The sequence below is a fragment of the Sphingopyxis sp. A083 genome (genome assembly GCF_001468495.1).
Classification (GTDB): Bacteria; Pseudomonadota; Alphaproteobacteria; order Sphingomonadales; family Sphingomonadaceae; genus Sphingopyxis; species Sphingopyxis terrae.
This window is the reverse complement of the sequence record NZ_LNSK01000007.1, coordinates 1-26,579: the sequence shown is the minus strand read 5'-3', so window position 1 is coordinate 26,579 and position 26,579 is coordinate 1. Positions and strand designations below refer to the sequence as shown.

The window sequence follows — 26,579 nt, the reverse complement described above, 5'->3', positions numbered from 1 at the left end:
TTCAGTTTCCCTCCGCCGGGCGCAGCGCCGGGACGGCCCGGGCGGCATCGTCGGGACGTATGCCCGGCGGCGGTGCGGCGGCGATGCGCTCCTCGCCCCGGATTACCCGGCCGGCGCGGCGGATCGCTTCGCGCATCCGGGGGTAACTGCCGCAGCGGCAAATGCCCGTCATCGCGGCGTCGATTTCGGCGTCGCTGGGATTGCTGTTCTTGCGCAGCAACGCGGCGGCCGTCATGATCATGCCCGACTGGCAAAAACCGCACTGCGGTACCTGTTCGGCGACCCAGCTTTGCTGGACCGGGTGACTACGGTCGCGTGACAATCCCTCGATCGTGGTGACGAAACGGCCCTCGCATTCGGCAATGGTCACAAGGCAACTGCGGATCGCCTCGCCGTCGATATCGACGGTGCAAGCACCGCACTCGCCGGTGCCACAACCATATTTGGTCCCGGTCAGGTTCGACGCATCGCGCAGCGCCCAGAGCAGGGGCGTTTCGGGATCCATGCGATATTCGACCGGGCGGTCGTTGACCGAGAATTTCGTCATGCCGCCCGTCTTAGCGAAACGCGGTGATTAGTCACGCCAGCTCGTATCGATCTTGTCGACCTTGCGCACCATCGCGTCGAATTCGGCCTTGCCCGACTGGCCGGGAATCGCCGCCATATAAAGGTCGCGCTGATGCACCTTGATCACGTCTTCAGGGACGGTGATCGGCTTGCCCATGCTCATCGTTGCGAGCTGGATTTCGCAGGCGCGCTGGAGCGCCCAATATTTGATGAAGGCGTCGGTCAGCGTTTTGCCCATCACGACGGGGCCGTGATTTTTGAGCATCAGGATGCGCTTGTCGCCCAGGTTTTCGACGAGGCGTTCGCCCTCTTCCTCGCGCACCGTCACACCCTCGAAATCATGATAGCCAAGCTGGCCCATGAAATTGCAGGCATAGAAGTTCACAGGCTGGAGCCCACCCTCGAGCGAACAGACCGCCGTTGTCGCGGTGGTGTGAGTGTGGATGATCGCATGCGCGTCGGGCAGCACGCGGTGGAACAGGCTGTGCTGGACGAAGCCCGCCTTGTTGACGTGCCAAGGATTGTCGGCGTCGACCTTGTTGCCGTCGATGTCGATCTTGATCAGGCTCGACGCAGTCACTTCGCTGAAGTGCATGCCATAGGGGTTGATGAGGTAGCTGCCGTCCTCGTCCGGCACCTTCACCGTGATGTGGTTGAAGATCATTTCGTCCCAGCCCATCATTGCGAAAATACGGTAGCAGGCGGCGAGTTCGAGCCGCGCCGTCCATTCGGCTTCGCTATATTTGCTGTTGCGCTTGAGCTGGGTTGCCATCGGGCGATCCTCTTCCTGTCGGTTTCGTCTTGCTACCTATGCCACAGGCGAGTGGGCGCGCGCAATGGCGGCGACGGGCATCCGCGCGCGGAAGAGCGACGCTTTGCCGCGTGGGGGCTTGCATTTTGGCGCGAATCTCTCTAGTGGCCGCCCCAACGGAACGTCGCGCCTTTGCGACGCTCTTTTTATTGCCCGAATATCGGCGACCTATGGCAACCCGGATTTCCGCCGGAAGCCTCGGCCGTCTGACGAACAGGAGACGACACGGCGTATGCAGATCATCGTTCGCGACAATAATGTCGACCAGGCCCTCCGCGCGCTCAAGAAGAAGCTGCAGCGGGAAGGCGTGTATCGCGAAATGAAGCTGCGCCGTCACTACGAAAAGCCGAGCGAAAAGCGTGCGCGTGAACGCGCCGCCGCCGTCCGCCGCGCCCGCAAGATGGAGCGCAAGCGGATGGAACGCGACGGTATCAAGTAAGACCGTCTTCGATACGAAATCCTGTTTCGTAAAAGGGCGCTGCGGCAACGCGGCGCCCTTTTTCTTTGCCGGTGGCGCGGGGCTTATCCCAGTGCTTCGACTTCTTCGGCCAGCGCCAGCCAGCGATCCTCGGCTGCGGCCTTTTCCGCGCGCAACGCGTCGAGCTTTGCCGTCAGGGCACTGAAACGCGCATTATCGCGCGTGAACAGACTGCCGTCGGACAATTCGGTTTCGATGCCCGCCATCTCCTTCTCGATCTCCTCGATACGGCCCGGAAGCAGGTCGTAGTCGCGCTGGTCCTTGTAGGAGAGTTTCCGGCGTGCCTGCGGCGGTGGGGGCGGCGCGGTATCGGCGCCGGCCGCCTTGGCTTTCGCCGACGCGGGCTTGCTGCGCTTGGCTTCCCAGTCGGCATAGCCGCCCGCGACGATATCGACCTTGCCCGAGCCGTCGAGGCCGAGGGTGACCGTTACGGTGCGATCGAGGAAGTCGCGATCGTGGCTGACCAACAGCACGGTTCCCGCATAGTCGGCGATGACCTCTTGCAAAAGGTCGAGCGTTTCGAGATCCAGATCGTTGGTCGGTTCGTCGAGGACGAGCAGGTTCGATTCGCGCGCGAATTCGCGGGCGAGCAGAAGCCGGGAGCGTTCACCGCCCGAAAGCGCGGCGACGCTAGCCTCGGCAACCGAAGGATCGAAGAGGAAGTCCTTGAGGTAACCCTGGACATGCTTCTTGACGCCGCGCACCTCGACCCAGTCGCCGCCGTCGGCGAGGATGTCGCGTACGGTCTTTTCGGGCGACAGCAGGCTGCGCTGCTGATCGATGACGATGCCGTCCAGCGTGGGGGCGAGGGTGACCTTGCCCTCGTCGGGTTCGATTTCGCCAGTGAGCAGCTTGAGCAGCGTCGATTTGCCCGCGCCATTGGCGCCGACGATCCCGATGCGATCGCCGCGCTGGACGCGAAAGTCGAAGTCCTTGATGATCGTGCGGTCGCCGAAGCGCTTGCTGATGTGGTCGGCGACGATCACCGATTTCGAGCGGACGTCGTCGTTGGCCAGGCCGAGCTTGGCGACGCCGGGACCGCCGATCATCGCCGCGCGCGTGGCCCGCATCTCCATCAGCTTTTCGAGCCGGCCCTGGTTGCGGCGGCGCCGCGCGGTCACGCCGCGCTGCAGCCAGTGCGCCTCCAGCTTCAGCTTCGCATCGAGCTTTTCCGCGGCGCGCGTTTCTTCCGCATAAACGGCCTCCATCCATGCATCGAAACCGCCGAAGCCGATTTCCTTGCGCCGGATGCCACCGCGGTCGAGCCACAGGGTCTGACGCGTCAGGCGGGTCAGGAAGGTGCGGTCGTGGCTGATGGCGACGAAGGCGCCGGAGAAGCGCGAGAGCCAGCCTTCGAGCCAGTCGATCGCCGCAAGGTCGAGGTGGTTGGTCGGCTCGTCGAGCAGCAACACGTCGGGATTCTGCGCCAGCGCGCGCGCGATGGCGGCGCGGCGACGCTCGCCCCCCGAGGCGCTTGCCGCTTCGCGCGCCATGTCGATGCCAAGCTGGTCGGCGATCGCCGCCACCTCATGTTCGGCGGGCGGGTTCGCGCCGCCGATCGCATAGTCCATCAGCGTCGCATAGCCCGTGAAATCGGGCTCCTGTTCCAGCAGCACGACGTGGGTGCCGGGGACAATCGTCCGCTTGCCCTTGTCGGGCTCGATGCGTCCGGCGAGCAACTTGAGCAGCGTCGTCTTGCCCGCGCCGTTGCGGCCGATCAGTGCGAGCCGATCGCGCGCGCCGACATAGATGTCGAGATCCTGAAACAGCCAGCCGGTGCCCTGCACCAGGGCCAGGCCTTCGTAAGAGAGAATGGGAGCTGCCATGATGAACGGCTCGCTACATAGGCGTTCAGCGTCATGCAAGCGCCGAGCGCCCAAAGGCGGGAACGGGCCCGCTCCGTCCTGCGTATGGGGTGGGTATCCACGATCGGCCGGGGGTCCGGCCTACAGGAGTTTGATATGACCAAGCATATGTTCACCGCCATGGCGACCGGCATCGCGCTGCTGGCTGCGACGCCGGCCATTGCACAGCAGGGAGGTTCGACGGTGACGACAGCGACGACCGAAGGCCCGATCCTGAGCTTCAGCGTGAGCGAGGAAGTGCGTTCGCGGCCCGATCAGGCGACAGTCGGCGCCGGCGTGACGACCACCGCGCCGACCGCAGTCGAAGCGATGCGGCTCAATGCCACCGCGATGGACAAGCTGATCGCCGCTGCCAAGGCGCGCGGGATCAAGGCCGAGGATATTCAGACGAGCGGCATCAGCCTGTCGCCGCAATATGACTATAATAATCGTAGCGACGGTCAGCCGCCGCGCTTCCTGGGCTATCAGGTCAGCAACAGCGTGCGGGCGACGACGCCGAAGATCGACGATATCGGGCCGCTGCTCGATGCGCTCGTCGCGGCGGGCGGGACCAATATCGATGGCCCCTGGTTCGCGATGAAAGACCCCGATGCGCAGCTTGTCGGCGTTCGCGGCGCGGCGATCAAGGCCGCCGAAGCGAAGGCGGCGGACTATGCCAAGCTGGCCGGCTATCGCGCCGCCGAACTGGTTTCGATCAGCGAAGGCGGCGCGGTCGGTGGACCGGTGCCCATGCCGCGCGTGCAGATGATGGCCGCAGAGGCCAAATCGACGCCGGTCGAGCCGGGTCAGGTCGGCAACACGTTGACGCTGAGTTTCCAGTATCGACTGGTACGCTAAAGGCTTGGGCCGTGTCTCGGTAGGCGCCGGGGCACGGTCGGCCGGATCAGCCTAGCTCGCCCTCGGCCCATGGCCAGGCGCGTTCGCGGAACCATTTGGTGATGATATATTTGCGGCCCTTGCGCACCTTCATCCCGTGATGGAGCGTCTCTGGGTTCGGCTTTCCGTCCGCGCGGACATTGTTCCACGCGACGAGTTTGCCCGTTTCGGGCTGGTGCATCTTGCCCGTGGCGAGAAACCGCGTCGCACCGCCAGCCTCGGGCTGGTTTAAATAGACCATCAATGTCCAGGTGCGCTGCCCGGGAATCGCGCAATAGGTCTCCCAGTCGGCGCCTTGCGGGTCGAAATAGTCGGTATGCGCCTTGAATTCCTGCCCCACATCATAGCGCTGCCCCTGTAGCGGCTCGCCATGATCCAGCGGTATTCCGGTGATGTCGTGCAGCCGAGCGTTGACCGTCCGCACCAGCGGATCGCGGTGATCGAGGTCGCAGGTCGTGCTGGTCCGGAACGCTTCGTCGCCATTGGGATCGGCAATCGTCGAAGGGCGCACGTCGCGGTCGATCTGCGCCATCAGCCCGGCGCATGTTGCGGGATCGAGAAAACCCGCCAGCATGAATTGTTGCAGCTTGGAAGTCGGCGCGCGTCGGATGCCGGGAAGCAGCGCGAGCCGCTCGGCGGTGCGGTCGGCGCCCGATGGCGCCATATCGACATGCTCGTTTCCGGACATGGCCTCTTTTAGGCGGCGTTGGCCATGCGAACAATGCTTGACGAAAGGGGTAGCCGCGCCTATCGCCGCGCGCTGTCGCAGGCGGTCTCGCCCGGCATATGGCGATCGTAGCTCAGTTGGTTAGAGCACCGGTTTGTGGTACCGGGGGTCGCGGGTTCAAGTCCCGTCGATCGCCCCATTTTCAAAGCTTTTCGTTGATCGGAAAACCGGCGATCCCTTTAGGGGTGACTCGCGCGGGCTATTTCATTATTACGTCCCTACGTAATTTTTTAACGCGAGGGTGACGCCATGTCCGCAGTCTGGGATTTCGCCGATTTCGACGATCATAAACATGTTCACATGTTCCGCGATCGCGACAGCGGACTGACGGCGGTCATCGCCGTGCATTCGACCCACCTCGGCCCCGGCGCGGGCGGGGTTCGCTTCTGGCACTATCCGCAGCGGTCGGCCGCGATCGTCGATGCGCTACGCCTCTCGCGCGGCATGAGTTACAAGAATGCGATGGCGGGGCTGCCGATGGGCGGCGGCAAGGGGGTAATCCTGGCCGACGAAGCGGGCACCAAGACTCCCGAACTCCTTGCCGCCTTCGGCCGGGCAGTCGAATCGCTGGGCGGCGCCTATGTGACCGCGGAAGATGTCGGCATCACCGACGCCGACATGGTCCAGATCGCGAAGCAGACCAAACATGTCAGTGGCCTGCCGGTGGCGAGCGGCGAGGCGGGGGGCGACCCCGGCCCCTATACCGCGCTCGGCGTCTATCTGGGCATAAAGGCGGCGATCCGCGAAGGGCTGGGTACCGACAGCGCTGCGGGCGTGCGGATCGCGATCCAGGGGGTAGGCAGCGTCGGCGGCGGTGTTGCGCGGCGGCTCGCGGCCGAAGGCGCGAAGCTGACCCTTGCCGACGTCAATCTGGCGCGCGCAAAAGCGTTGGCGGAGGAATTGGGTGCCGATCTCGCCGACTCGGCGGCGATCATGGAAATCGAAGCCGATGTGCTCAGCCCCAATGCGCTGGGGGCGATCCTGACCGAACGCAGCATCGAAAAATTGCGCGTGCCGATCGTCGCGGGCGGCGCGAACAACCAGCTCGCGACTGCCGCCGACGGTCAGCGCATCCACGATCGCGGAATCGTCTACGCGCCCGATTATGTGATCAACGCCGGCGGCATCATCAACGTGGCGCTCGAATATCTGGGGCAGGGCAGTCAGGAGGAGGTCGAAAGCCGCATCCACCTGATCCCGGGTCGCCTCGCCGAAATCTGGGCCGAGAGCAAGGCAAGCGGCACGCCGGCATCGACGGTGGCGGATCATATGGCGCAAAAGCTGATCGGGCGGCGCTGACGATCGGCCGGTTGCAACATGGGATGGCGCGCGCGCGAAAACGCGCTAAGCCGCTCCCATGAAGCGGCATTTCTATCTGGTTTCGGGATGGGCCTCATTGGGGCTCGGCGCGCTCGGCGCGTTTCTGCCGCTGCTGCCAACCGTGCCTTTCGTGATCCTTGCCGCCTTCTGTTTCGCGCGCTCGTCACCGCGCCTTGAGGCCTGGCTGCTCACGCATCCGACCTTCGGACACCATATTGTTGCCTGGCGCGAGAAGGGGGCGATCAGCCGCCGCGGCAAGCTTGCCGCAAGTGCCGCCTTTGTTTTCAGCATTGCGCTGGCGCTGCTTTTTGCGCCCTGGCCGTGGATGATGGCGCCGATCATCGCGGCCGTCGTAACGGGAAGCTGGATATGGACAAGGCCGGAGGCATAGCCCCCGGCCTTGACCCTTTCAGCAATGTCGCCCGAGCTTAGAAGTCGACCGACACACGCCCATATACGAAGCGACCGCTGAAGCCGAACGGCGACTGCGACGAATAGGGCAGGAAGCTGTTGTTCGTTCCAAAGTTGACCCCGTTTACCGTCCCGTAGGGCAGGCGGTCCGGATATTCGTCGAGCAGATTGTTTGCCCCGACAGCCAGACCCACAGTGTCGAACAATTTGTAGCGCAGCTCGAGATCGACGACCCATTTTGGCGACAGCGTGATATCACCTGGGGCGTCGCCCTTGCCGACCCGGATATCGTCGCGGACCGCCGGGTTGCTCAGGGTAACGGGCTGACCGTTTGCCGCGACCGAGGTCACGCCGTCGGGAAGGAAAACGCTCCCGTAGCGGTTGGCATTCACCGTCAAGCCGAAGGCGCCGATGTCCCAGCTGATGCCCGCGTTGAACTTGTTACTCGGCTGGCCGTCGGTCAGTCGGAAGCTTTCCTGTCGTGCATAAAGGCGCTGTGCGTCAAAGGCCGAAAAGGCGCGGCGGTCGGTAATCTTTGTGTCGTTGATATTATAGCCGACATTGATGCGCAGCGTTCCGAGGCCGAAGTCCGGTACGCGATAGCTACCGACAATATCCAGGCCCTGCGTTCGCGTGTCGATCCCATTGATGAAGAAGCGTGCCGATGTGCCCTGCACATTGGCAGCCTGAAGGATCGCGACGACATCGGCGCCTTGCAGATTTTCGGTGAGCGTGATGCGGTCCTTGATCTTGATGCGGTAATAATCGACCGTCAGGCTAAGCCCCTGGACCATGTTGAAGGCGATGCCGCCGCCGAAGTTGACCGATTTTTCCGGCTTTAACGGCTGCGCGCCGAGTGCGACGGCAATCGGCGACGCCACCGGGAAGGTGCCGATCTCGATCAGCGTGCCGCCGACATTGTTCGTCGAGGTGGTCGAGAAAAACTGCTGCGCCATCCCCGGTGCACGGAAACCGGTCGAAACCGACCCGCGAAAAGCAAGCCCGTTGACGGGTTCGAACCGCGCCGCAAGCTTTCCGTTTACCGTGTCGCCGAAGTCCGAGAAATGTTCGTAGCGGCCAGCGGCCTGGACGTTGAACATATCGCTGATATCGGCATCGAGTTCGAGATAGCCGGCAAAGCTGTCGCGCGATTTGTCGATCGCGGTGGTCGGCGAAAAGCCGGGGAACACCTGCGCGCCCGGCGCCGCGCCGTTCGAGAAGGTGTAGGGGCCTGCGATATAGCTTTCGAGCTGCCCCGGAACGATCCGGTAATTCTCGTTCCGCCATTCCGCGCCGAGCGCCAGCGTGGTGCTGCCGATCCCGACGTTCAGGTCGCGGCTTGCGTCGAGGTTGACTGACGTCTGCCCCGAACGGAGACCGCCAGCGTCGAACTTGCGCGGGCTATGCAGGCTGCCGAGCGAGGTGTTGATGCTGTCCTCGACGCCATAATCCAGCCGGTTCGATCCATAATTAACCGACAGGTCGAGGTTCCAGCCCGCAGTTTCGCCGCGCAGCCCGCCGGCGATGGCGATGTCCTGAATGGTGCTGGTGATCAGCGGCAGGAAGCCGTCGGGATAGATCGGCTGGCCACCATTGTCCCAGTCGGCGTTGCGCGAGTCGAGCGAGCGACGGTAGAAGCCAGCGCCATTGGCGTCGCGGATGCCGTAGCTGCCGAAGCTGTAGAGTTCGAAGCTATCGCCAACATCCATCCCGGCGTTGAAGAAGAAATTCATGTCCTTCGATTCGCCGTCGCCGAAGCGGTGTTCAAAACGGTTGAAGGTCACTTCGCGCGGATCACCCGCACCGGCATAGTTGCGGCGCAGATCGGGGCCCGATCGGTTGGTCGGCGAACGGTCCTTATATTCCGCCGTGAAGTTGAAATAGCCGCCATCTCCCACCGGCAGACCGATGTTGGTCGCCATGGTGAGCGTTCCGCCGTCACGGCGTTTGCGATCATTATCGGACAGCGTGATGACCGGATTTTCGCTGGAGCTGCCGGTCAGGGTCGGCGAAACGCTGGCGACGTCCTTAACATCCTCCATCGTTGTGATATATTTGCCGTAGGTGATCTGCGCGCGTCCTCCGACGCTTTTCTTGAGCTGGATGTTGATAACACCCGCAATCGCGTCCGAGCCATATTGCGACGACGCCCCGTCGCGCAGCACTTCAATACGCTCGATCGCCATCGGCGGAATCGTGTTCATATCGACGCCCGCCGAGCCGCGTCCGATCGAACCATTCAGGTTGAGCAGCGACGACAGATGGCGGCGCTTGCCGTTCACGAGCACGAGCACCTGGTCGGGCGCGAGGCCGCGCAGCGTCGCCGGACGCAGCGAGTCCGTACCATCGGTCAGAGACGGTTGCGGAAAATTGAACGAAGGCACGAGCTGGTTGAGCAGCCGGTTCGTTTCGGTCGTCCCGCTATTCTGCAGCGATTCGCTCGAGATCACGTCGATCGGCACCGTGCTGTCGGCGATCGTCCGGTCGGTCCGGCGGGTGCCGGTTACGATGATCGTTTCGTTCGCATCCGCGTCGTTGGCGCCTTGCTGTGCGAAAGCCGGTGCAGTCCACCCGCTTGCGACAAGAGCGGTGGCGAGCGCGAGGCTCGATAATTGGGTCGTGTTTTTCATGGTCATCTTTCCCTGTTGATTGCCCCTAGAGACGACCAGCACAGGTTTGATGAGAAATGCCGACGCTTCCACCCCTCACGCGGTCGAACGAGGCGCTATTATTTCGTTTTGGTGACATCTGTGGCAATTGAGCCACACAATCTCCGCACGCTAAGTAATTTTATGTCTCCTAAGCATTGCTATCGATATCATTCGTGCGCACTGCCCATGGCGTCAATTGTCTAGACCGCGGGCGTGCGCTCGCCTAAGGCTCGGCGCGCGATGCACGCCTATGCGAATCCGACCCGTTTTCTGGCCATTGCGCGTCCGCTGACGCCGTGGCTGCTGTGGCTGGGACTGGTGTTCTTGCTCGCCGGGGCATGGGCCGGGCTGACGATGGTGCCGGGCGAAGCGAAACAGGGCGAGACGGCGCGCATTCTCTATGTTCATGTTCCCGCCGCCTGGCTCGGCATGGGGGGCTGGACGTCGCTCGCTCTTGCAGGATTGGTGCAGCTCGTATGGCGGCACCCGCTGGCAGGGATTGCGGCGCGCGCGATCGCGGTGCCTGGCATGCTGTTCACCGCACTGTGTCTTGCGACTGGATCGATCTGGGGAAAGCCGACCTGGGGAACCTGGTGGGAATGGGACGGGCGCATGACGTCGATGCTCGTCCTCTTGTTTCTCTATGCCGGTTTCGTGGCTTTGACGACGGGCGACGAAAGCGAGCGGCAGGGTGGAACGCTGTCGCGCGGTGCCGCGATTTATGCGCTGGTCGGCGCGATCAACATCCCGATCATCAATCGCAGCGTCGTGTGGTGGAACAGCCTGCATCAAGGGCCGAGCATCACCATGCGCGGATCGAGCATCGACGGCAGCCTGTTGTGGCCGCTGGGCTTGACCTTGGCCGGATTTTCGCTGCTATTCGGGGCGATCGTGCTGATGCGCATGCGGCGGATCATCGCCGACAATCGCGTCGCGGCGCGCCTGCGCCGACTGGCCGACGATGAGAGGACCGACTTTTGACCGGCGTCATAACCGGAAACGGCCAATGGGCCTATGTCGCGGCGGCCTATATGCTGACCGCGCTCCTGACCGGAGCGGTGATCTGGCATAGCTGGCGGGCGATGACGAAGGCTGAAAAGCGTAGCGACGCGCTGCGCAGGGACCGGACATGAAGGCGAAACATCAACGGTTGATCCTGGCGGCGGTGGCGCTGTGCGGTGTCGGCGGCGCGGGGGTTCTCGCGGCGAGCGCGCTGCGTGACGAGGCGGCCTATTTCCGCACGCCCGCCGAAGTTCAGGCCGGCAAAACCGAAGTGGGCGAGGCGATGCGACTGGGCGGAATGGTCGCGGCCGGCAGCATCAAGCATCAGCCCGACGGCGTGACGATCCGCTTCGTCGCCACCGACGGCAAGGCATCGATCCCCGTCGAATATAAGGGCATCGTGCCCGATCTGTTTGCCGAAAATGCCGGAATGGTCGCCGACGGCCGGATGCGGGCCGATGGCACCTTTGTGGCCGATCGTATCCTGGCCAAGCATGACGAACGCTATATGCCGCCGCAAATGGGCGATATGCCCAAGGCTATGAAGGCAGCGCCGAAAGCATGATCGCCGAACTGGGTCTCGCGCTGTTGTGGATGGCTGCGGCGCTCGCCTGCCTGTCGCTCGTCGCGGGCAGCCTCTATCTGCTGAACGGGAAGGGCGATCTTGCGGCCCTCGTCCGGCCGGCGAGCGTCGCGCAGGGCGTTTTGACCGCGGCGGCTTTCGCGATGCTGATCGCGCTTTTCGTGCGGTCCGACATGTCGGTCGAACTGGTGGCGCGCAACAGTCACAGTTTGAAGCCGATGCTGTTCAAGGTCGCGGGCGCCTGGGGCAATCATGAAGGATCGATGCTCCTGTGGCTCACGATCCTCGGCCTGTCGGGCGCGCTCGTCGCGATTTTCGAAAAGCGGCTGCGCGAGGATACGCTGGTCGCAACGCTTGCGGCGCAGGCAGCACTGAGCCTTGGCTTTTTTGCGTTTCTGCTCTTTTCGTCGAACCCCTTCAAACGGCTGCCGATCGCGCCGCCGGACGGGCAGGGACTGAACCCGCTTTTGCAGGATCCGGGGCTCGCCTTTCACCCGCCGACGCTCTACGTCGGCTATGTCGGTTTGTCGGTCGCCTTCAGCTTTGCGGTCGGCGCGCTGATCACGCGCGAGATCGGACCGGCCTTTGCGCGCGCGATGCGGCCGTGGGTGTTGGGAAGCTGGATTTTCCTGACTCTGGGGATCACCGCTGGCAGCTATTGGGCCTATTATGAACTTGGCTGGGGCGGCTGGTGGTTCTGGGACCCGGTTGAAAATGTGTCGCTCATCCCGTGGCTTGCAGGCGCGGCGCTGCTCCACTCGGTGAGCGTGACCGCGACGCGCAACGCGTTGCGCGCATGGACGGTGATGCTCGCGGTTGTCGCTTTCTCGATGTCAATGGTCGGCACGTTCATCGTGCGGTCGGGCCTGCTGACCAGCGTGCACAGCTTTGCCGTCGACCCCGAACGCGGAACCTTCCTGCTCGCGCTGATGGCGATCTACATCGGCGGCGCATTGACGCTGTTCGCGTTGCGCGCCAGCAGCGTCGCCGAAGGCAAGAAATTCGCGCTGCTCAGTCGCGAGGGATCGCTCGTCATCAACAATCTGTTGCTGACGACGATCCTCGCGCTCGTGCTGCTCGGCACGCTCTATCCGATCGTCGCCGAGGCGATGGGCGAAAAAATCTCGGTGGGACCGCCTTATTATAACAAGGTTGCGGGCCCGCTCGCGCTGATCCTGTGTCTGGTCATGGTGGCGGGCCCGCTGCTCGCTTGGCGCAAGGATGATGGGCGCAAGCTGTGGTCGCGACTTCCTGCCGCGATCTTTGCCGGGTCGGCGGTGCTGTTCGGTCTGATCCTGTTCGGCGGCAAGGTCGGCGTGCTGCCGCTGCTTGGCATGACGGTCGCCGGGATCGTCGCGGTTGCCAGTCTGGCGCCCCTGTGGGGCCGAAATCTGCGCCGGACGCCGCTGCCGACGTGGGGCATGGTGATCGCGCACTTCGGCGTCGCAGTCGCGCTTGCCGGGATGGCCGCCGAAAGCGCATTCATCAAGGAACGGCTTGTGGCCGCCGCGCCGGGCGAGACCGTCACCGTCGATGATTTCACGGTGAAGTTCGTCGGCGTCCGCCCGATCGCTGGCCCCAATTATACCGCGGTCGAAGGAACGCTGATCGCGACAACGCCTTCCGGACACAGCTTCACCCTGCGGCCCGAGGCGCGAACTTTTCCCGGGCTGATGGGCGGCGCGCCAACCGAAACCAATGAGGCTGCACTGCTGACGCGGCCGGGCGGGCAGCTTTATGCTGTGCTCGGCCAGCCCGTCACCGGCGCCGATGGCCGAGCCGATCGCTATCAGCTTCGCCTGTGGTGGAAGCCGCTGGTCTGGTGGATATGGCTGGGCGGGGCATTGATCGCGATCGGTGCGGCCCTGTCGCTGCTCGGCCGCGCGCAATTGCTGACCCTGTGGCGCAGTCACCGCGCGCGCAAGGCCGAAGGGCGCTACGCATGAAGACCCGCTGGATCCTGTTCATGCCGTTGGCGATTACCGCGCTGCTATTTGGGGCCTTCATCTATCGCCTGACGACTCCGCCCGAAACGCTGATCCAGTCGCAGTGGATCAACAAGCCGATGCCGTTGTTCGACCTGCCGCCCGCAACTGCCGGCGTCGAAGGCCTGAAAAGCAGCGACCTTGCCGACGGGCGGCCGCGCCTCGTCAACGTCTTTGCCAGCTGGTGCATCCCGTGCCGCGCTGAGGCGCCGCAGCTTGAGGCGCTGAAGGCCGCGGGCGTGCCGATCGACGGAATCGCGATCCGCGACCGGCCCGACGATGTGGCGCAATTCCTGCGGGAAAATGGCAATCCCTTCGACCGCATCGGGTCGGATGTGCAAAGCAGCGTCCAGATCGCGCTCGGCTCGTCGGGCGTCCCCGAAACCTTTCTGATCGACGGAAAGGGGATCATCCGCGAACAGATACAGGGCGTAATCCTTCAGGAGCAGGTGCCGGAAATCGTCGCCAAGCTGGAGAAGATGAAGTGAGGGGCTGGACCATCCTGCTCGCCTCGCTTGTTCTGGCCGCTGCGCCTGCGGCCGCGCAGGATCGCCTGCCGCCGGCGCCCTATGCCTATCAGCAGCTTCCTGATCCCGCGCAGGAGGAAAAAGCGAAGGCACTCATGGAAACGCTGCGCTGTCTCGTCTGCCAGGGGCAGTCGATCGCCGACAGCGATGCGCCGCTCGCCGGCGACATGCGGCATGAGGTGCGCACCAAGATTGCCGCGGGAGAAAGCCCCGAGGCGATCCGCAAATGGCTGGTCGCGCGCTATGGCAATTGGGTCAGCTATGATCCGCCGTTCGATGCGGCCACCGCCCTGCTGTGGCTCGGCCCGCTCGCTTTTCTTTTGCTCGGGGGATGGCTGGCCTTCGGACGCTTCCGCCGCGACGCGGGCGATGCGGAGAACGCTCCATGATCTGGATGTGGATATTGCTTGTCGCCTTGGTCACGCTGGGCGCCATCTTCTTGTTCGGCAAGCTGCCGGCAGCGGCTCGGCCGCTCGCTGTCGCTGCGGTCATGGTGGGCGTCGCCGGTTATGCGTTGCAGGGTAGCCCATCCTTGCCCGGCAAGCCTATCGTAGCGCCCGAACAGCTTGAAGGTTTCGGCGAGGCGATCACGGATCGTCAGCAGGGTATGGCCGACCGTTTTGGACCGGCCGCACAGTGGATCGCGATGTCAGACGGCTTTGCGCGAACCGGCAAGACGGCGCTCGCTGCGCAAACGCTCGAAAAGGGGCTGGAGCGTTATCCCGACAATGTCGATCTTTGGGTGGGCTTGGGCAATGCGCTTGTTGCGCATGGCGGCGGCGTGATGTCGCCCGCCGCCGCGCTCGCGTTCGATGAGGCCGCAAAGCGCGATCCGAACCATCCCGCGCCGCCTTTCTTTGCGGGCCTTGCGATGGCGCAGAGCGGCGATCTGAAGGGTGCGGACGCGGTATGGAGCCAGCTTCTGGCGCGCACCCCGCCCGATGCGCCGTGGCGCGCGGACCTCGAGATGCGGCTGGCCCAATTGCGACAGGCGATGGGGCCGGACCTGTCCCCCAATGCGCCGACCGGGCCTTGATTCAATGCTATTCCTGTCTCTCCCGCTGGTCTAAGGCGCGCCAATGACTGTCGAGTCGCAACAGGGTCAGGCAAGCGCCGAAAGCGCCGCGCCCACCGGAATCGAAATGGGCCAAACGGGTCACGGCCATCACGGTGACGGCACGCTGAAGCTGGCGGTCGGCGCAGTCGGCGTCGTTTTCGGCGATATCGGCACCAGCCCGCTCTACGCTTTCCGCGAAACCTTCGCCGGCCATCATTCGATCGAAGCCGACCAGCTGCACATCTATGGTGTGCTCAGCCTCGTCTTCTGGTCGATGATGCTGGTCGTCACTTTCAAATATGTGATGACGATCATGAAAGCCGACAACAAGGGCGAGGGGGGCAGTCTGGCGCTGCTCGCGCTGATCAGTCGCTCTTCGGGCGGTGCTCGCTGGACCTGGCCGATCGTTTTGCTCGGCGTTTTTGCCACCGCGCTCTTTTACGGCGACAGCATGATCACTCCGGCGATGTCGGTGTTGTCGGCCACCGAAGGCCTGCAATATGTCAGCCGTGGTTTCGAACCCTACATCGTCCCGATCGCGCTGGCGATCCTGATCGGTCTCTTTGCGATCCAGTCGCGCGGAACCGCGAAGGTTGGGATGCTTTTCGGGCCGATCATGCTTGGCTACTTCCTGATGCTCGCGGTATTGGGGGTCATGCATATCGTCGATCATCCGACGATCGTCATGCACACGCTGAACCCCATCAACGCGATGCGCTTTTTCTATTATGACGGCTTCACCGCCTTCATCGCGCTTGGCGCCGTCGTCCTCGCGGTAACGGGGGCGGAGGCGCTCTATGCCGACATGGGCCATTTCGGCCGAGCGCCGATCGGGCTGAGCTGGTTGTGTTTCGTGCTACCCGCGCTGATGCTCAATTATATGGGGCAGGGCGCGATGGTGCTTGCCGGACAGGTCGCGCCCACGGCGCAATTGATTCAGGATCCCTTCTTCCTGATGATGCCCGACGCGTGGCGCGTCCCCGTCGTGCTGCTCGCGCTGCTGGCGACGATCATTGCCAGTCAGGCCGTCATTTCGGGCGCCTTTTCGCTGACTCAGCAGGCCATCCAGCTCGGTTTCGTACCGCGCCTGCGGGTCGAACATACCAGTGCGTCGGCGCAGGGGCAGATTTACATTCCCGTCGTCAATTGGGGCCTGATGGTCATGGTCATCCTGCTCGTGCTGTTCTTCGGCTCGTCGAGCAATCTGGCTGCGGCTTATGGTATTGCCGTGACCGGCGCGATGTTCATCGACACCTGTCTGATGAGCGTGGTGCTGTTCAGCCTGTGGCGCTGGCCGGCGTGGAAAGCGCTGCCCGTTCTGGCGGTATTCTTCATCGTCGATGTCGCCTATTTCGGCGCCAATCTGATCAAGGTACCCGATGGCGGCTGGGTGCCACTGGCGATCGGCCTGACGATCTTCACCATGCTGACCACCTGGTCGCGCGGCCGCAAGCTGATGCAGCAGGAAATGGCAGAAAGCGCGATGCCGATCCCGGTGTTCGTGAAGTCCGCGGCGAACAGCGCAACGCGCGTGCCGGGCACCGCCGTCTTCATGACGTCGACCTCCGATGGGGTGCCGCACGCTTTGCTTCACAATCTGAAGCACAACAAGGTGCTGCACGAACGTATCATCCTGTTGACGATCAAGATTGCCGACGTGCCGTTCGTGCCGGAAACGAAGCTCTGCCAGCTTGACGATCTGGGGCAGGGATTCCATCGCCTGATCCTGCACTATGGTTTCATGCAGCCAGTGGACGTGCCCGATGCGCTGAAACGCACGACCGCGTGCGGCGGCGAATTCAAGATGATCGAAACGAGCTTCTTCCTCTCGCGTCAGACGCTGATTGCCGCCAAGAAACCCGGCATGCCGATCTGGCGCGAAAAGCTGTTCGCATGGATGCTGCGCAATTCGGAAAGCGCGATGGAGTATTTCCGTCTCCCAACCAACCGCGTTGTCGAACTGGGAAGTCAGGTTGCCATCTGATCGTCCGCACCGGACCAATAAGCATTTGAACATCGGCGTGTGCTTTGCGATGCTGGCGCGAACCCATCGGGACGCCCGACATGCAAGCAGGGATTAGCTCCGCGTCATTACTGCCCGCCGCGCCGGCGCCCTTCGCGCTGATTGCGGGAAATGACTTTTCGACCCTGCCGGCGGACGCCGAAGTCGCGCTGCGTCATATGGGCCTTCGCCCGGAGCGGCTGGATGTGTCCGGAACATCTGGCGAAGGCGCTGCCTTTCGCTTGCGCCTTGGCGACTTGTATCTCACGGCAGCGCCAGCAGGCGATCGTGCGGTTGCGCGTATCGATCCGGCGCATCCGTCGACGAGTTCGCTCGCCGCCAGCCTTCCCGCCGATTGGCGGACCGGAGGGCGATGCTGGTTTTTCGAGCCCGCACCGATCGGGAGCGAAGACGAAGAGAAGCCCTCAATGCGCGATTTCTTCATGATGGCTTCGCTGCTGATCGATCTCTTCGACGCAAGTCACTTCTTCTGGGGGCCAGCGCGGCTGTGGTCCGACGCAAAGCAGTTCCGCGCATCGACTGCGGAGATGCTTGCGAGCGGGATGCCTCCGGTGCTCCACCTCATCGCTTTCCGGCAGCACGACGCAGGCGAGGTGGAGATCATCCGGACGCGCGGCCTTGCGCATTTCGGAGGGCAAGAGATGGAGGCCGCGCGTCCGACCGGATGGACCGTTGCCGATCTGGTGCGCCGCCTTGCGCGGCTGTCGCTCGACATCATCATCAATGGCCCGGTTCGGGGGGCGCGCCGCTTGCCCGGCCTTGATCCGGGCGAGTGGATATCGATGGCACCGCGCGGACCGTCCGAAGCGCTTTTGGTCGAGTTTGGCCGCAATCCTTGATGGCAAGGAGGCGGTGGTATGGCGCCCCGCCGCCGCGACGTGGATTTCAGCGCCATCACCTGATCCCACTCGCGCTTCTCGCCCAACCGCAGATGGCGACGATGTTCGGAGCGCTGAAAAGTGAAGGGTTTTGCCTCAGTGACTTTCCGCGCAATGGATTGAGCCTGCCGGCGTGCGAGCGGCTGGCGCTGTCGTGCGGACATGCTCTCCATCGCGGCCCCCACCATGGTTATAATGATGTGATGACGGCGCGGGTCGATATGATCCGGATATGTTTCGAGCGGCAAATTAATCGCGACGCCCGCGCGGCACGGCGCACGGCCGCGATGCGTCTGACGTTGTTGCAGGACACCATGCGCCGCGCGCTCACCGACCGACATGGCGCGGGCTTCTGGCTCAACCGGCGCGATCCGATGCGCTTGTTTGCGGATCGCCCCTATCTTGACGAAGCGATCACGCGGCTGTTCGGTTAGCCTTGGAGCCGCACCTTGCTCTGCAATTCGGCCCATGCGTCCTGATATTGCGCTTCGAGTTCGGCGACGAATTCGGCAACCGGGCGTACGCCGCGGACCGAGGCGATCCCCTGACCCGAGCCCCAGATATCTTTCCACGCTTTCGCTTTGGTGTTGCCGCCGGACCCGAAGTTCATCGTCTTGAGGTCGCCTTCCGGCAGGTCGTCGGGATCCATCCCTGCGGCCACGATCGACTGGCGCAGATAATTGCCGTGAACGCCGGTGAAGAGGTTCGAATAGACAATGTCGGCCGCGCGCCCTTCGACGATGCCGTTCTTGTAGCCGTCGTCGGCATTGGCTTCTGCAGCGGCGATGAAAGCGCTTCCCATATAGGCCAGGTCGGCGCCGCATGCCTGGGCGGCGAGGATCGAGCGACCGTGGGCAATAGCGCCCGAAAGCGCCACCGGGCCGTCGAACCATTCGCGGATTTCCTGCACCAGCGCAAAGGGCGACTGGGTGCCGGCATGGCCGCCGGCGCCCGCGGCAACGGGGATCAGCCCGTCGGCACCCTTTTCGATCGCCTTGCGCGCGAAGCGGTCGTCGATGACGTCGTGCAAGGAGATGCCCCCCCACCCGTGGACCGCCTGGTTCAATTCTTCCCGGGCGCCCAATGAGGTGATGGTGATCGGCACCTTCCATTTTTCGCAGGTTGCGATATCCGCCTCGAGCCGATCGTTCGAGCGGTGAACGATCTGGTTGACCGCGAAGGGTGCGGACAGCCGATCGGGGTTGGCGCGGTCCCACGCCGCCAATTCCTCGGTGATGCGGTGGAGCCACTCGTCGAGCAGCGATTGCGGCCGGGCGTTGAGGGCCGGGAAGCTGCCTACGATCCCCGCCTTGCACTGCGCGATGACCAGATCGGGCCCCGAAACGATAAACAGCGGCGAGCCGATGACGGGCAGGCGCAGGCGGTCGAAAATCGGGGGAAGGGCCATGAATCAGTCTCTCCAAGATGGTCTTGAGCTTACCCTAACGTAAACGGAAGGTTGCGCAAGCATGAACGCCCGCGCTCTGCTTGGCGTAGCCGCGTCTGGGGCGTCGAGCGGGTTGGGCATCAAGATAGACTTGCGCCTTTGTTTGGAAGGATGGCGCCGTCGTTCGTCGAGCCGCAGCGTCGGCCCGTCGAAGATACAATGCTTAGGAGGTAAAGCAAAAATATCTCAATCTTTCTATAAGTTGGACTAAGCGTGTGCCGGTGGGGCGGTATGCGATTCGGAGTTCGCGCGTCGAGATATTGCCCTGCCCAGGTCGCGGGCTGGCCTGACAAGCCTGCCGGACCCCTTCGTTTCCCCCCGCCGAAGGATTTATGCCATGCCTATCCCCTCCCCAAATGACGGTGTGCCGCGCGGCGATTGCGACTGCCTGCCGCGACCGGCTGGTGATGTGCCCGCTATGCCGCCGCCAAACACATACGTCCTGCGTTACGAGGATCGATGGTTTGGCATCGAGAAACACGTCGCTTTCGAGGCGGCAGATCTCTTTGCTGCGCTAGCCGTAGCTGAAAGCGAGCCGATTGGTAGCTGGGCCGAGCTTTGTGATGGTGAAGGCGTGTTCATCTGCCGCCGCGGCGGGGCATTGGGTGCCGCGGATTACTGGTCGGTCGATTAGTCCGGCGCTGCATCAGCGGAGCGCTGCGACCAGCTGGCGCATCGTCGTGTGAAGCCGCCCCATCTCCGCTTCGCCCAGCGTTATCGCCAGTTCGGCCTCGGCCTCGCGGCTTAGACGGGCAAGGGTGTCGACCGCGGCTTTGCCCCGTTCGGTAAGCGCAACCCGTTTCGCTCGCCCGTCGTCGGGATCGGGTCCGACCGCGACATAGCCGAGTTTGGCCAGGCTGTCGGTCAGATAGGCCATGCTCTGCTTAGTCATGCCGGCCCGCTCGGCGAGGTCGACGACCCGCGACCCGGCGGGGTCGATGTTGCGCAGCAGGCTGGAGTGGGCGGGGCGGAGGTCGGCGAAGCCGGCGTCGCGGGCCTGGCCGTAGATGCGGGTGCGGAGCCGGTCGTAGGCAAGGTGGAAGAGCTGGGCGAGGCGTTGGCCTTCGCCGGATGGCGGGGGAGGGAGATTGTCGGTCATCGCAGCCTCTTGACACAAGACAGATTAACTGTCTATTGCGCCATTAGACAGAATGACTGCCTATATCGGCGATCCGCCGGAGGCTGTGATAGAAGGTGACGGCAATGGAGCAGGTGGTGGAGGCGATGGACCGCGGCGACGAGATGGTTACGCGCAATCTGGCGGTGGCGGCGGAGCATATCGAGAATGAGGCGCGCGATCCTGCGTCGGTGATGGACCTTTATACCGATGACATCGTCCTGGAAGTGCCGGGACGGGGGCTGTATCTGGACAGCAAGGCGGCGATCGAGGCCAATTACCGCCGCATGTTCGCCTCGCTGGCCGAGGTCGAGCTGGAACCGCTCGACCGTTTTGCCACCGAAACCCGCGTCGTCGACGACATGAAGGTCCGGTTCCGCCTGATTGGCGAGGGGATGGTCAATGCGCCGGTGGCGATCGGGGCGCGGGTCGAGTTGCGGCTGGTGCATGTCTTTCACATGCGCGGCGGGCGGATTGCCCGCGAAATCGTGCATGAGGAGTGGCGCACCATCGGCTGAGCGGCGCCCCCCCCGTGCGGCGCACCCGTCAGGGCGCGGGCGCCGCGGTCGTTCCGGTTTCAGCCGCTTCCACGACCCGCGCTTCCTTTTCGGCGCGCAGGCGTTCGGAGTGGAGCAGCTTGTCGGCCATCGCCTGCCACGCCGCGGCGGCGCGCAAATTGCGGTCGCGCACCTGCGTCAACGACGAGGCGTCGGCATCGGTGCGGCACTTGTCCGCCTGGGCGATGTAGAATTCGGTGGTGGCCGACATGGCTGCGCTTCCTTGTGCGGTTATCCGTTACGGTCGATCAATCGACCATATCGGCGATCAGGCGCCGAAGCTCGCGGCGCGACAGCGTCGGGCGGCGGCGCGGCGCGCGGGCCGGAGAAATCCGGGCCGTCTGCGCCCGGCCGGCCAGCGACAGCGCGGGCAGAGCGGGAAAAATCGAAGGGTTGTTATAGAAGTTCGTCATCATCTTTATCTTTGCTTTGGATGTTGTGGTTTTTGGAGACCGGCGCCGCTGCGCCGATCCCGTATCGTTTGACCCCTGAAGGATCAGAGCCCGCGCCGTTTGCGCTGGCTGGGGGGAACCGGCCCGCCGCCGCGTTCGCGGTAGACAAGGCGGCCCTTGCTGAGGTCATAGGGCGTCACTTCGACGCGCACGGCGTCGCCGACGACCGACCGGATGCGGAAACGCCGCATCCGGCCCGCCGTGTAGACGATCAGCCGATGACCGTTTTCGAGCGTGACGCCGAAGCGCCCGTCGGGCAGGATCTCGTTGATCTGCCCCTCGAAGGTCATGACTTCCTCTTTGGCCAAGATCAGGCCGACTGGAGGTTGACTGCCGACGTCTTGCCGTTCTTGCCGGTTTCGAGTTCGAACTGGACGCGCTGGTCCTTGTCCAACGTCGTCATGCCGGCGTTCTGGACGGCGGTGATGTGGACGAATGCGTCGCCCGAGCCATCTTCATTTTCGATGAAGCCATAGCCCTTGTCCTGGCTGAAGAATTTTACGGTGCCGATCGGCATAGGGTGTTTCCTTTCACGAGAAACGGGAATCCCCCGGCAAAAGCACCGGAGGAGCTGGTAGCGTGTGAAGGGAAGAGTCTGCCCCAAAGAGGCCGTCAAATTCCGTCGCAGGCGACGTTAGCGAGGCCGATATGGAGGATTGTTCCCGAAAAGTCAAGGTGCCGCGCAAATGGCGGTAAAATTGCGCGCCGCAAAGGCCGCCGATTTCAAGTCACGCCGAACCGGAGAAATATAGGCGAAACGCGCCATTCTATTGTCCACGATCGCCGCAATATTCGTCCTTATTCAGTCGCGCAGCGCCGTTTTACGTGCCCTGCGCCGCGCGTCCGGCGGCGGAGGCAGGACAGGCCGCGCGGTCGTTGGCGGGGGCGGGCAGGCAGAAGAAGGCGCGGCGCGCGGCCTCTCCGGCGAGGCGCAGCGGCGCGGTCTCGGCATCGCGGAGCACTTCGTAGCGTTCGAGTTCGTCATCGTCGAGCGCGCGGGCATAGGCGGGGTCGCCGAACTGGCCCTCTTCTTCGCCGTAAAAATCGTCGGGCGGCGGAAAGTCGGTGCGCCAATCGTCGGCATGATCGTCGAACCAGACGGTCATCGCGGCGGCCGCCTCTTCGGGCGTTTCGGCGCTTTCGGGCTCTTCGCCAAAATCGGCGGAAATCTGCGCAACTTCATTCGCGATTTCGCTGCCGCGCCACAGCGCGGCGAGCGGATTGGCGTTATTGTCGCGGCCCGCGAGCCAGAGCGCGAGCGCGGCGGCGAGGCCGGCGGGGGCGTCGGTGGCGGAGGTTTCGGCGGCGGGCGCTTCGCCGTCGGGAGCGGTTTCGGCGGCGCGCGCGGCTTCGGCGGCGTCGAACAGCATCAAAAAGCCCGGCCAGTCGCCCGCGACGATCTGCGCCAGCATCTCCTCGCCCGCGCGCGCCCGCGTTTCGACCATGCGGTCGAGCCGCGCGAGCATCGCGAGGCCAAGGCGGCTGTCGATGCGGCGGCGCTTGACGAAGCTGCGACCATCCTCGCGTTGCAGTTCGGTGGTCTCGTCATGCCCCCAGATCGCGCGGTCGAGCAGCTCGTCGGCGAGCCGCGTCCGCGCAATCAGCACCGCCGCCGCGCAGCCGATCCGGAATGCTGCCCCCTCGGGCCGCTGCTTCAATTGATAGACGGCGGACGGCGACATGCCGACCTTCGCCGCCGAAATCTTCACCGACCCGTTGGTGGCGAACGCCCCCAGAAAGTCGCGCTGGAGACGGGGTGTCCAATGGTAGCTGGCGGGGGCGGGGAAATGCGTGGGATCGTAAGGGGAGTCGTCCATCGATTCGTCCTTTCGGTTGGGTGAAGCCGACAGAATGAACCATATGGGTGAAATGTAGGAAAGGGGATAATGGATGAGCTTGCTCGAAAAATATGAAGCAAAATCTCAAGCTATCCATTATCAGTTTAAAAAGAAGATTGGGGTGAGGGGCTGGATGATTGAATTTGGGGAACTTAGGAGAGACGTCACTACGTTTCTTATGTCGTTGCGACAGGCGGTGGACAGACCCTATCGAGGTAGTCCACCTTTTCATGAGCGCGAGCGCGAGCGTTTTACGCGTTCGATGATAATTATCGAAGAGGCACGAGTTCGCTTCAATAGTTTAACCCGATATCGAGAAGAGCCTTCTAAGGAGGTTTGGAAATTGATCCGGCAAGAGTTGTTGGAGTTTTCAGATCTGTTTATATCTTCGCGGGATATCGATCCCGCAGTTTTTGATCGTCGGTTCAGAATCGCCCCGATCGGCTTAAGGGAACGGGAGAATGCTTCGCAATTCATAGCCTCGATGCTAGCGCGTGATGAAATTACTGTAGCTGAAGCGCTGATATCATTCCGGTCATATATCGAGGGTGTCGATGTGGAGCTGGCGTCGACGCAAACCGTGATGAATTTCGGCGATCTTGAGAGAATTGTTCCACGACAGCAGGTCGCGCCTGTTCAATTTGATGTCGTCGATGGACGCATTGTAGTCCGTCACCAATCATCATGCGCCCTCGAAAGCGACAGGGGCAACGTCGCAGCTGCGTTAGACCACATTAAGGGTGCGGGCGAAAAGCTTATTGAGAGCTTAAAGAACTCAAATTGCGACAGAAGACTACTTGAGAGCGTAGAAGAGCTTCATTCTCAAATTTGTTCTGGTGAGAATGTTGTAAAAATAGGTCTCACAAATATGGCCTGTGGAATAATGGGCGGAAAATTCCAAGAAGAACTACCAGATGCGGTTTCTGCAATGGTTGGTTCATACAATGCCAGCATATCGATGTATGTCTCCCAGTTTCCGGATTGGGAGAATTTCACTCAGAAGGCAGCAAAGATAGATGTCGATGAGGACGATGTTGCTGAAGTATATGTTGCTGCGGGGGATCTTTTAGACTCTCTTGAAAACAATAAGAAACTTGTTGATCCCGAAGTTCCCAAGACTATCGCGTTCGTTCGACAATTCCTTACCTTGCCGGGGGCGTCTGCAAAGCGGGCCGCATTCGCTATGATAAGGACAATCGAGAATCTGGTTTCAAGCATTTTTCATCACAGCATAAGCTTCTTCAGCAAAACGGCTGAAAAGACTGTGGAATCCGCATCAACCGTGGCTTCGAAAGTAATCATTGGCTTGCTCAGCGTCGCTTTGGTGGGGGCATCAGGCATTGGGCCGGCAGCCATTCGGACGGGGGCTCCGTGGGTGCAGCAGGCGGCGGAAATCGTGCAGAAGCAAATAGACGAACTCGTGAAGTAGAAAACACGAGTCCCGCCAGTCGATCTGAGTTCGGTTGTTACTAGTCCCTCTGAACGGCTAGTGAGATTAAGCCCCATTCGCCGCGCTCAGGATCGCCCGCACACTCGCGGTCGCGACGTCGGTGTCCAGCCCGCAGCCAAACAGGCTCTTCCCGTCCGCCGTGCGGCATTCGACATAAGCCGCGGCCTGCACATTGCTGCCCTGGCCGATCGCGTGTTCGCTGTAATCGACGATGTCCATCAGCGGGCCGCCGCTTTCGGCGAGCGCGGCGATGACGCTGCTCATCAGGCCGTTGCCGCGGCCGCTGACGCTGCGTTCGGTGCCGTCGATGGTCAGCTTGCCGGCGAAGATGCGGTCGGCGCCCGAATGGGTCTCATGCCAGTCGACGAGCTGGAAGCGCTTGCCTTCGGTGGCGAGATAGGCGCGTTCGAACGCCTGCCAGATGTCGTCGGCGGCGAGTTCGCGGCTCGTTTCGTCGGCGAGCGCCTGGACGACGTGGCTGAAGCTGGCCTGCATCTTTTTGGGCAGTTTCAGCCCCTTGTCCTGTTCGAGCACCCAGGCGACGCCGCCCTTGCCCGACTGGCTGTTGACGCGGATCACCGCTTCGTAGCTGCGCCCCAAGTCGGCGGGGTCGATGGGCAGGTACGGCACCTCCCACGCCTCGTCATTCTGGCGTTCGCGCGCGGCGAAGCCTTTCTTGATCGCGTCCTGATGGCTGCCCGAAAAGGCGGTGTAGACCAGATCGCCGCCATAGGGATGGCGCGGGTGGACGGGGATATTGTTGCAATATTCGACCGTCTGGATGACCTGATCGATGTCCGAGAAATCGAGCTCGGGATCGACGCCCTGCGTATACATGTTGAGCGCGATGGTGACGAGGCAGGTGTTGCCGGTGCGTTCGCCATTGCCGAACAGACAGCCTTCGACGCGGTCGGCGCCGGCGAGCAGGCCGAGCTCGGCCGCGGCGACGCCGGTGCCGCGGTCGTTGTGCGTGTGCAGGCTGATCAGCGCGGCGTCGCGGTTCGGCAGATGCTTGCCGAAATATTCGATCTGGTCGGCGTAGATATTGGGGGTCGCCGCCTCGACCGTCGCGGGCAGGTTGAGGATGATCGGCTTGTCGGCGGTGGGCTGGAGAATGTCCATCACCGCGGCGCAGACCTCGATCGAGAAATCGATCTCGGTCGTCGAGAAACATTCGGGGCTATATTCGAAGCGCCAGTCGGTGTCGGGCAGGCGCGCCGCATTGTCGCGCAGCTGCTTCGCACCCTCGACCGCGATCGCCTTGATATCGGCCTTGTCCATACCGAAGACGATCTTGCGCCACGCGGGCGCGACGGCGTTGTAGACGTGGACGATCGCGGTTTTCGCGCCCGCCAGGCTGTCGAAGCTGGTGCGAATGAGGTCGGCGCGGCTCTGCGTCAGCACCTGCGGCGTGACGTCATCGGGGATGCGGCCCGAGCGGACGAGGTTCTGGATATAGTCGAAATCGGTCGCGCCCGAGGCGGGGAAGCCGACCTCTATCTCCTTCAGCCCGCAGCGCACGAGCAGGTCGAAGAAGCGCGTCTTCTTCTCGGCATCCATCGGATCGATCAGCGACTGGTTGCCGTCGCGCAGATCGGTCGACAGCCAGATCGGCGCGCGCGTGATCGTGCCCGACGGCCATTGGCGATCGGTCAGCGGAATCTGGGGAAAGGGGCGATATTTGACCGAAGGGTCGCGGAGCATGGTCATGGGAGTGAACTTCTTCTGCTGGGATTGGCTGGCTGTGTCGATCGGACCCTTGAGCGGGTGGCCGCGACTAGCGCGCAGCCAGTGTCACGCCCAAGGGCGTGTAAGTCGCAGAAGAAGAAGAGCGTTGCCGCGCATGGCGCCCCCATGATGCATAATGTCGCGCTTGGCAAGGGGGGCGTGCGAAAATGTCGCCGGACCGCTTTCCGGGAGGATGGGCGGCGGCCCGGCGCAGGGTGGGGTTAGGGGT

General features: G+C 63.0%; 31 protein-coding genes and 1 tRNA gene. 18 read left to right on the top strand and 14 right to left on the bottom strand.

All coding sequences use genetic code 11. From position 1 onward, the window contains the following. Nucleotide 1: 1 nt before the first annotated feature. Nucleotides 2-547 (bottom strand): (2Fe-2S)-binding protein, encoded by a 546-nt coding sequence (locus tag ATE59_RS12670; RefSeq protein ID WP_058812696.1) that lies wholly within the window; start codon nt 545-547, stop codon nt 2-4. A 27-nt stretch (nt 548-574) separates the two neighbouring features. Beyond that, a complete protein-coding gene (locus tag ATE59_RS12665) occupies nt 575-1,339 on the bottom strand; it encodes a class II aldolase/adducin family protein (protein WP_003047636.1) in 765 nt (254 codons plus the stop codon). Nucleotides 1,340-1,610: 271 nt separating this feature from the next. Here ATE59_RS12665 and rpsU point away from each other — a divergent pair, with 271 nt between their 5' ends. After that, nucleotides 1,611-1,817: a 30S ribosomal protein S21 gene (gene rpsU, locus ATE59_RS12660; protein ID WP_003047635.1), complete on the top strand. Its 207-nt coding sequence runs from the start codon at nt 1,611-1,613 to the stop codon at nt 1,815-1,817. A gap of 83 nt (nt 1,818-1,900) precedes the next feature. On the opposite strand, the gene ATE59_RS12655 is transcribed toward rpsU, so the two are convergent. Beyond that, on the bottom strand, nt 1,901-3,682 hold the full coding sequence (locus ATE59_RS12655; RefSeq protein ID WP_058812695.1) for an ABC-F family ATP-binding cassette domain-containing protein: 1,782 nt from the start codon (nt 3,680-3,682) through the stop codon (nt 1,901-1,903). Nucleotides 3,683-3,817: 135 nt separating this feature from the next. Here ATE59_RS12655 and ATE59_RS12650 point away from each other — a divergent pair, with 135 nt between their 5' ends. After that, nucleotides 3,818-4,558, top strand: coding sequence for an SIMPL domain-containing protein (locus ATE59_RS12650; RefSeq protein ID WP_003047630.1), 741 nt, complete (start codon nt 3,818-3,820; stop codon nt 4,556-4,558). 46 nt (nt 4,559-4,604) lie between these two features. On the opposite strand, the gene ATE59_RS12645 is transcribed toward ATE59_RS12650, so the two are convergent. Further along, nucleotides 4,605-5,285, bottom strand: coding sequence for a prolyl hydroxylase family protein (locus ATE59_RS12645; protein ID WP_003047628.1), 681 nt, complete (start codon nt 5,283-5,285; stop codon nt 4,605-4,607). A gap of 101 nt (nt 5,286-5,386) precedes the next feature. Here ATE59_RS12645 and ATE59_RS12640 point away from each other — a divergent pair. The 3 genes from ATE59_RS12640 (at nt 5,387) to ATE59_RS12630 (ending at nt 7,035) form a co-directional block, all read left to right on the top strand. Continuing rightward, nucleotides 5,387-5,463 (top strand) — tRNA-His (locus ATE59_RS12640). Between the two features lie 110 nt (nt 5,464-5,573). Then, entirely contained in the window at nt 5,574-6,623 is a 1,050-nt protein-coding gene (locus ATE59_RS12635) for a Glu/Leu/Phe/Val family dehydrogenase (RefSeq protein ID WP_058812694.1), read from the top strand. Nucleotides 6,624-6,681: 58 nt separating this feature from the next. Continuing rightward, nucleotides 6,682-7,035, top strand: coding sequence for a YbaN family protein (locus tag ATE59_RS12630; RefSeq protein ID WP_058812693.1), 354 nt, complete (start codon nt 6,682-6,684; stop codon nt 7,033-7,035). A 37-nt stretch (nt 7,036-7,072) separates the two neighbouring features. Here the strand turns inward: ATE59_RS12630 and ATE59_RS12625 are convergent, their stop codons facing one another. Further along, nucleotides 7,073-9,685 carry a TonB-dependent receptor plug domain-containing protein gene (locus tag ATE59_RS12625; RefSeq protein WP_082657427.1) on the bottom strand — a complete coding sequence of 871 codons (2,613 nt, stop codon included), beginning with the start codon at nt 9,683-9,685 and terminating at the stop codon, nt 7,073-7,075. A gap of 261 nt (nt 9,686-9,946) precedes the next feature. Between ATE59_RS12625 and ccmC the strand changes: the two genes are divergently transcribed. The 8 genes from ccmC to ATE59_RS12590 are packed head-to-tail and all read left to right on the top strand — an operon-like array spanning nt 9,947 to nt 16,844. Beyond that, on the top strand, nt 9,947-10,687 hold the full coding sequence (gene ccmC / locus ATE59_RS12620; RefSeq protein ID WP_058812691.1) for a heme ABC transporter permease CcmC: 741 nt from the start codon (nt 9,947-9,949) through the stop codon (nt 10,685-10,687). Beyond that, nucleotides 10,684-10,839: a hypothetical protein gene (locus ATE59_RS18045; protein ID WP_197409174.1), complete on the top strand. Its 156-nt coding sequence runs from the start codon at nt 10,684-10,686 to the stop codon at nt 10,837-10,839. The genes ccmC and ATE59_RS18045 overlap by 4 nt, the downstream gene beginning before the upstream one ends. After that, nucleotides 10,836-11,273 carry a cytochrome c maturation protein CcmE gene (gene ccmE, locus ATE59_RS12615; RefSeq protein ID WP_058812690.1) on the top strand — a complete coding sequence of 146 codons (438 nt, stop codon included), beginning with the start codon at nt 10,836-10,838 and terminating at the stop codon, nt 11,271-11,273. Before ATE59_RS18045 ends, ccmE begins: the two co-directional genes overlap by 4 nt. After that, nucleotides 11,270-13,237, top strand: coding sequence for a heme lyase CcmF/NrfE family subunit (locus ATE59_RS12610; RefSeq protein WP_058812689.1), 1,968 nt, complete (start codon nt 11,270-11,272; stop codon nt 13,235-13,237). Before ccmE ends, ATE59_RS12610 begins: the two co-directional genes overlap by 4 nt. Then, nucleotides 13,234-13,764 (top strand): DsbE family thiol:disulfide interchange protein, encoded by a 531-nt coding sequence (locus tag ATE59_RS12605; protein ID WP_003047600.1) that lies wholly within the window; start codon nt 13,234-13,236, stop codon nt 13,762-13,764. The genes ATE59_RS12610 and ATE59_RS12605 overlap by 4 nt, the downstream gene beginning before the upstream one ends. Beyond that, nucleotides 13,761-14,192 carry a cytochrome c-type biogenesis protein gene (locus tag ATE59_RS12600; protein WP_058812688.1) on the top strand — a complete coding sequence of 144 codons (432 nt, stop codon included), beginning with the start codon at nt 13,761-13,763 and terminating at the stop codon, nt 14,190-14,192. The genes ATE59_RS12605 and ATE59_RS12600 overlap by 4 nt, the downstream gene beginning before the upstream one ends. Then, nucleotides 14,189-14,839, top strand: coding sequence for a tetratricopeptide repeat protein (locus tag ATE59_RS12595; protein WP_058812687.1), 651 nt, complete (start codon nt 14,189-14,191; stop codon nt 14,837-14,839). Before ATE59_RS12600 ends, ATE59_RS12595 begins: the two co-directional genes overlap by 4 nt. Before the next feature lie 43 nt (nt 14,840-14,882). Continuing rightward, nucleotides 14,883-16,844, top strand: a complete 1,962-nt coding sequence (locus ATE59_RS12590) for a potassium transporter Kup (RefSeq protein WP_003047592.1) — start codon at nt 14,883-14,885, stop codon at nt 16,842-16,844. 107 nt (nt 16,845-16,951) lie between these two features. Here the strand turns inward: ATE59_RS12590 and ATE59_RS18040 are convergent, their stop codons facing one another. Continuing rightward, nucleotides 16,952-17,179 (bottom strand): hypothetical protein, encoded by a 228-nt coding sequence (locus ATE59_RS18040; RefSeq protein ID WP_120694222.1) that lies wholly within the window; start codon nt 17,177-17,179, stop codon nt 16,952-16,954. Nucleotides 17,180-17,290: 111 nt separating this feature from the next. Here ATE59_RS18040 and ATE59_RS18035 point away from each other — a divergent pair, with 111 nt between their 5' ends. Next, nucleotides 17,291-17,722, top strand: a complete 432-nt coding sequence (locus ATE59_RS18035) for a hypothetical protein (protein WP_196795424.1) — start codon at nt 17,291-17,293, stop codon at nt 17,720-17,722. Next, complete coding sequence (locus ATE59_RS12580; protein WP_081611203.1) at nt 17,722-18,195, top strand: AHH domain-containing protein; 474 nt, start codon at nt 17,722-17,724, stop codon at nt 18,193-18,195. The genes ATE59_RS18035 and ATE59_RS12580 overlap by 1 nt, the downstream gene beginning before the upstream one ends. Here ATE59_RS12580 and ATE59_RS12575 read toward each other — a convergent pair. After that, nucleotides 18,192-19,169: an NAD(P)H-dependent flavin oxidoreductase gene (locus ATE59_RS12575; RefSeq protein WP_058812685.1), complete on the bottom strand. Its 978-nt coding sequence runs from the start codon at nt 19,167-19,169 to the stop codon at nt 18,192-18,194. The genes ATE59_RS12580 and ATE59_RS12575 overlap by 4 nt on opposite strands. Nucleotides 19,170-19,545: 376 nt before the next feature. On the opposite strand from ATE59_RS12575, the gene ATE59_RS12570 reads away from it, so the two are divergent. Next, nucleotides 19,546-19,842 (top strand): hypothetical protein, encoded by a 297-nt coding sequence (locus tag ATE59_RS12570; protein ID WP_156416786.1) that lies wholly within the window; start codon nt 19,546-19,548, stop codon nt 19,840-19,842. Nucleotides 19,843-19,854: 12 nt separating this feature from the next. Here the strand turns inward: ATE59_RS12570 and ATE59_RS12565 are convergent, their stop codons facing one another. Next, complete coding sequence (locus ATE59_RS12565; RefSeq protein WP_058812683.1) at nt 19,855-20,307, bottom strand: MarR family winged helix-turn-helix transcriptional regulator; 453 nt, start codon at nt 20,305-20,307, stop codon at nt 19,855-19,857. Nucleotides 20,308-20,411: 104 nt separating this feature from the next. Between ATE59_RS12565 and ATE59_RS12560 the strand changes: the two genes are divergently transcribed. Continuing rightward, entirely contained in the window at nt 20,412-20,843 is a 432-nt protein-coding gene (locus tag ATE59_RS12560; RefSeq protein ID WP_058812682.1) for a nuclear transport factor 2 family protein, read from the top strand. 28 nt (nt 20,844-20,871) lie between these two features. On the opposite strand, the gene ATE59_RS12555 is transcribed toward ATE59_RS12560, so the two are convergent. From ATE59_RS12555 to ATE59_RS12540, 5 genes are all read right to left on the bottom strand, one after another. Continuing rightward, complete coding sequence (locus ATE59_RS12555; protein WP_003047576.1) at nt 20,872-21,093, bottom strand: hypothetical protein; 222 nt, start codon at nt 21,091-21,093, stop codon at nt 20,872-20,874. A 37-nt stretch (nt 21,094-21,130) separates the two neighbouring features. After that, complete coding sequence (locus ATE59_RS17865; protein WP_156001238.1) at nt 21,131-21,298, bottom strand: hypothetical protein; 168 nt, start codon at nt 21,296-21,298, stop codon at nt 21,131-21,133. Between the two features lie 80 nt (nt 21,299-21,378). After that, the gene (gene infA, locus ATE59_RS12550) at nt 21,379-21,642 is read right to left on the bottom strand and encodes a translation initiation factor IF-1 (protein ID WP_040590296.1); all 264 of its coding nucleotides are present in this window, start codon (nt 21,640-21,642) and stop codon (nt 21,379-21,381) included. A 2-nt stretch (nt 21,643-21,644) separates the two neighbouring features. Then, on the bottom strand, nt 21,645-21,851 hold the full coding sequence (locus ATE59_RS12545; protein WP_003047572.1) for a cold-shock protein: 207 nt from the start codon (nt 21,849-21,851) through the stop codon (nt 21,645-21,647). Nucleotides 21,852-22,155: 304 nt separating this feature from the next. After that, on the bottom strand, nt 22,156-23,151 hold the full coding sequence (locus ATE59_RS12540; RefSeq protein ID WP_156416785.1) for a hypothetical protein: 996 nt from the start codon (nt 23,149-23,151) through the stop codon (nt 22,156-22,158). Nucleotides 23,152-23,224: 73 nt separating this feature from the next. Between ATE59_RS12540 and ATE59_RS17860 the strand changes: the two genes are divergently transcribed. Next, a complete protein-coding gene (locus ATE59_RS17860; RefSeq protein WP_156416784.1) occupies nt 23,225-24,601 on the top strand; it encodes a hypothetical protein in 1,377 nt (458 codons plus the stop codon). A 66-nt stretch (nt 24,602-24,667) separates the two neighbouring features. Here ATE59_RS17860 and leuA read toward each other — a convergent pair whose 3' ends face one another. Continuing rightward, the gene (leuA, locus tag ATE59_RS12530; RefSeq protein WP_082657420.1) at nt 24,668-26,332 is read right to left on the bottom strand and encodes a 2-isopropylmalate synthase; all 1,665 of its coding nucleotides are present in this window, start codon (nt 26,330-26,332) and stop codon (nt 24,668-24,670) included. Nucleotides 26,333-26,579: the final 247 nt, after the last annotated feature.